This window comes from Bartonella queenslandensis AUST/NH15, from assembly GCF_000312585.1.
In the GTDB taxonomy this organism is placed as follows: domain Bacteria; phylum Pseudomonadota; class Alphaproteobacteria; order Rhizobiales; family Rhizobiaceae; genus Bartonella; species Bartonella queenslandensis_A.
On sequence record NZ_HE997995.1, the window covers coordinates 52,003 to 56,538 of the forward strand.

Here is a 4,536-nt window from a genome sequence, read left to right on the forward strand (position 1 = left end):
ATTATGATTATTCCCCTGTAATACAATGCCATGAACATTGTTAACATTAACAGTGCCCTTTTGGAAATGAATCTTGCCTTTTCCCTGAAGCATACTAAAAGCAGCATCTTCACGATGATTATCTTTATTTTTCGCCTGTTTCCCTTTTCCAATGATAGAAACACCCTCTAAATTAATTTCTCCATCTCCTCCTGTTTGAACGCCAATACCATCAGCAAAGTTAATCTTTCCTCCTTTCATATGGATTTTTGCACCATTATGACTCAAAAGACCGATCGCATCAGAAGGTATCTTAATCTCTGTCTTGGTCAAAGAAACCAATGATTTTTCACCCGCAACACTGATGCCTATTCTGGTTGCTTTAATCACCCCGTCCTGCATTTCAAAAGCTCCATCCTCACTAATATCAGCCCCTATCGACACTTCATTTAACATGGAATCAAATAGAGCAACACCTCCCCCTCTTGAGGCTTTTACACCTGTTGTCCAAGCGTCTTTTCCGGAATAGCCATTTGCATGCGAAACACCGTTAATGATTATCGCCGTTCCCTCAATGAGTGTATTTTCCCCTGATGCCTCTAAGGCTGCCTCAGAATGTTCTCCTTTGAGTTGATAAGTTTTCTGAGAAATTTCATGGGTTTGACCATCAGCACAGTGATAGAATGAGGCACTTTCGTTACATGAATATTGCTTCTTCTGAGAAGAAATTTCACCAGCATCAGCATTATGTACAAAGAAAAAAATAACCGTTGTACAACGCCATAAAGAGAGATGATTTTTGAACATAATTTTCTACAAACTTTCTTCCCCTTCTCTAAAAAAAACACGCGTTCTATTGAATAACTTTGGTTACGCGTGATAATTTAAAAATACATTTTGTATTTTATATATCCACTATGCATTTTATGTAAAGCTAGAATCTAAAAATATCACAATTTTAAATTGTATTATTTGTAAAAACGCGTAAAAATGGAGATGATAAATCCCCCACACACTAAAGCAGCGATCTCAAGAGAATTTTTAAAATTACACGAAAGGAGGTGACATCTTGCCTCACACTTTGCGTTGATTGCGTTCTTTAATAGAGTTACAACCATCACGAAGAACAAAACACACCAAACAGAATACAGGTATGTTGCCAATTCACGGACTTGTTTTAAAAGCACGCCTCTCAACGCATCGAAGCCCATTTCGCGATAGCATCCGTAAGTGGTATAATGGTCATAAATTCATTGAGCTTCCCATCTTTACGCTTATGAATAAGTAAGCCGATACCATCACCTACTTTTCCAATCCTAGAATGTTGCAACACCCCTTAGCACTTGAAATAGTTCATAAAAGGCATCTTGACTCCTTTCTTGTCCAGTTGTATCCACACGCCTCTCCCCACTTATAACGTGGAAACGAATGGTTTTGATCGATTGATTCAACGTGGAACAAATTTGAAATGAGACAACCCCACGATATTCGTGTATTTCATTCAAAATAAAAGACAATAAACCATTATATAAATCAGTATATTGCATAGAGGAAAAAACAGTATTAAAAGCAAAAACGAGAAACCAGAAAGCTTTATCTCGTTTCTAAACAGAAACAAATTTACGCATGCAAAAAAACATTCTTTAAAAAATCTGTTTTAAAAATCGCAAACAAAACAATAAAAAACCACAAGCGATACTTGTGGTTTTGCTTGTGTTTTTTTTAATTTCCCCCCAAGGCAATCATCCTAAAAACGATAACGCAATCCACCAGAAAAACTGATTCCAGAAAAACCACCTTTGCTCAACTTATGCTGATAAACCAAATCACCATGAAATGCGAATTTTTGAGACAAGCGCGCATTAAGACCCAATCCAGCTTCTAGAGAAGAACCAAAAGCTCCTAACTGGAAAGAATCTTTAAAGCGCACAGATCTCTCTTTGCCAAAATCATGAGCAAAATGAACCTTACCATAGAAAGAAACATCACGATCCTTTTCAGAGGCAGCAAGAGTCTTCGTCAAATGCCCACCAATACGCACCAGCCATTGATCAAGCTTATCCATCTCAATATTAAAGTTATCAATATCACGGCTCTCATTAAACTGAAGATGTTGATAAACAACCTGAACTTGTGGATCAAAAACAACACCTTCATATCCTGTGGTAATTTTCTGACCACTCATCAAGGAAAGACTTAAAGGATTACCCTTCAATGTTGCTGTCTTACCCCGTGCCGTCGTCACAACATCTCCCTTAAACAGACCATAAGATAAAAGACCATCAATATAGAAACCTGTATCATGCTGCATACTGCCATAGACTGTAGCAGTCCATTTATCAAATGTACTTTTTTGACTTTGTGCAACATCTTGAGGTTGTAGAGAAAGCTTTCCATAGGACCCCATAACCCCAAAGGATATAGCACTGTCAACATTTTCAATTTTTTGAAGCAAAACACCAGCCTCTATGGCGTAGTACCCTAGATCCCCTCCATAGCCATATTCACGTGCAGATAAATCTGAAGCATAACGATAATTGCCCCCATAACCACGCAAAAATGAAGCAGGATTTTCATGAATTTCCAACATTTCACGAGGATTAGCACGCTGTATCTCCAACTGCCTGTTTTGATTGCTGATATCCATCAAGCCAGCATGAAACAAACTATTCGGCAAGAGCAGATAAGTCGGAACTTGCGGAACAACAGATCTTATACCTCGTCCAGATGAGAAAACATTTTCAATCTTAGAAAAACTATTCGCAGAAGACACTGAAACCACATCCGCGGAAGACGCTGGGACAACATCCACGGAAGACGCTGAGACAACATCCGCGGAAGACGCCGAGACAACATCCATGGAAGACGTTGGAACAACATCCGCGGAAGACGCTGGGACAACATCCTCAAAAGGGGTGTGCGTAGGAGGTGTACGTTTAGAAACCATAGGTGTGCGTCTATAATCAGCAGACGTTTGAACATATTCATTTTCTAAACGAAAATTCCAAAACGCCCCTCCATTCTGAGCAAACCTCTGTTTAACATGCTCCTCCCCTCCAGTAACGTTTGGGCTATAAGAACGAAGAACATATTTATAAGGCGCACCCTCTAATGCAACATACTGTCCATTCAGTTGAAAAGAGTCAGGCCATGCATCTCCATAAACTTGAATAATTGAAACACTATGCGCTTTTTCGTTTTTTTCTTCTAAATCTCCCGCAACCCCTTGTATATGTACTATAGTTTTCCCCTTAACATCACCATGAATAAGAAGCCGATCTGTTACTTGATGATCACTTGTATCACGAGGATTTAAACGTGCATTCAAATGAATCCAAGCGTCACCTGAAGCCTGATAAACAACACCTTCTCCTTTTCCAATATAAAGCGTTTGATATGCATAGGCAGTGCTAGATTTTGGTTTTTCAAAAGTAATAGAACTATCAGAAAGCTTTATCGATGAAATAAATGAAACACCTCTATAATGAGGATCTTGTAAATTCTTATGTCTTGGTTGCAATAAAGCCCACTGTGAATTATTTCTCAACATAAGGTCGACTTTAGAACTGTTATCAATCTGTGTTTGACCGACAAGTGCAGAAGCATGAGCCTCAATTTTTATAGAAGAGCCATTCTCAGCCTTCAGCAACAAATCTCCCAAAAGCTTCGTATCCTGTAAAAATATGTTAGACTTTCCAGATTTACTGCTATAAATAGCTACACTACTTGGGACTACAAAGTGCGTCTTTTTCAAATCAGCGCGCAATGATCTTTTCTCTAACTGCTCCTCTGATGCTGCCTCACCTGCAAAGCGCATACCATAAAACACATTCCCTCTCACTGTAATATTAGAATCTTCGATAGCAGCCTGAGAACCTTTATTTCCCTGCAATAAAAGTCCATGAGCATCCTTAACATCAACAGAGCCTTTTACAAACTGAACATAACCATCTCCATATATATGAAAAGCAGCATGATCACTTTGATAACCAATACCAAGCCCTTGTCCCTCCTTTTCGGGATTACCATTACCGCTAATAGAGACACCCTTTAAAATTAAATATCCTTTTTCTCCTGCTTTAACCCCAACACCACCAAAATTCACCTGTGTATTCGTTAAATGAAGTATACTTTTAGATTTTCCTTCTGCAAAAGCTCCCACTTCAATTGCGTCAATCAATCCACCAGATATTGCAATGGATGCATCTTGAGATTCCACCCCCACTAAAACATCACTCAACTTAGAATCGATCAGCGAGACTGCCGCCTTTTCTGATGCCTTTACGCCATATTTCCAAAAGTTTTTTTCCAAGTTTTTCTTTTCATCCAAAATGCCCTTAACAGTTATATTCTTACTACGAATAAACGTATTTGCCTTAGATATCTCTATGGCTCCATGAATACCATTAATCTTTTTATCCATTAACGAATAAACTTTATTATTAATTTCATGCTCTTCACCATCATCACACTGATAAAGTGCTGCATTCTGATCACATGAAGATTTCTGTTTCCCTGAAAAAAATTGAGATTCAACATTGTGTGCAAACACATCAA

The 4,536-nt window shown here is 38.4% G+C and carries 2 protein-coding genes and 1 pseudogene; all 3 read right to left on the reverse strand.

The genetic code is table 11. The annotated features are described in order from the left end of the window. Positions 1-786: pseudogene (locus BN338_RS12085) on the reverse strand (autotransporter outer membrane beta-barrel domain-containing protein); the annotation flags it as partial. A 385-nt stretch (positions 787-1,171) separates the two neighbouring features. Further along, positions 1,172-1,309, reverse strand: coding sequence for a hypothetical protein (locus tag BN338_RS12090; protein WP_198003673.1), 138 nt, complete (start codon positions 1,307-1,309; stop codon positions 1,172-1,174). Between the two features lie 417 nt (positions 1,310-1,726). Next, the coding region (locus BN338_RS03595) for an autotransporter outer membrane beta-barrel domain-containing protein (RefSeq protein WP_039759129.1) at positions 1,727-4,536 on the reverse strand (2,810 nt) is incomplete at its 5' end.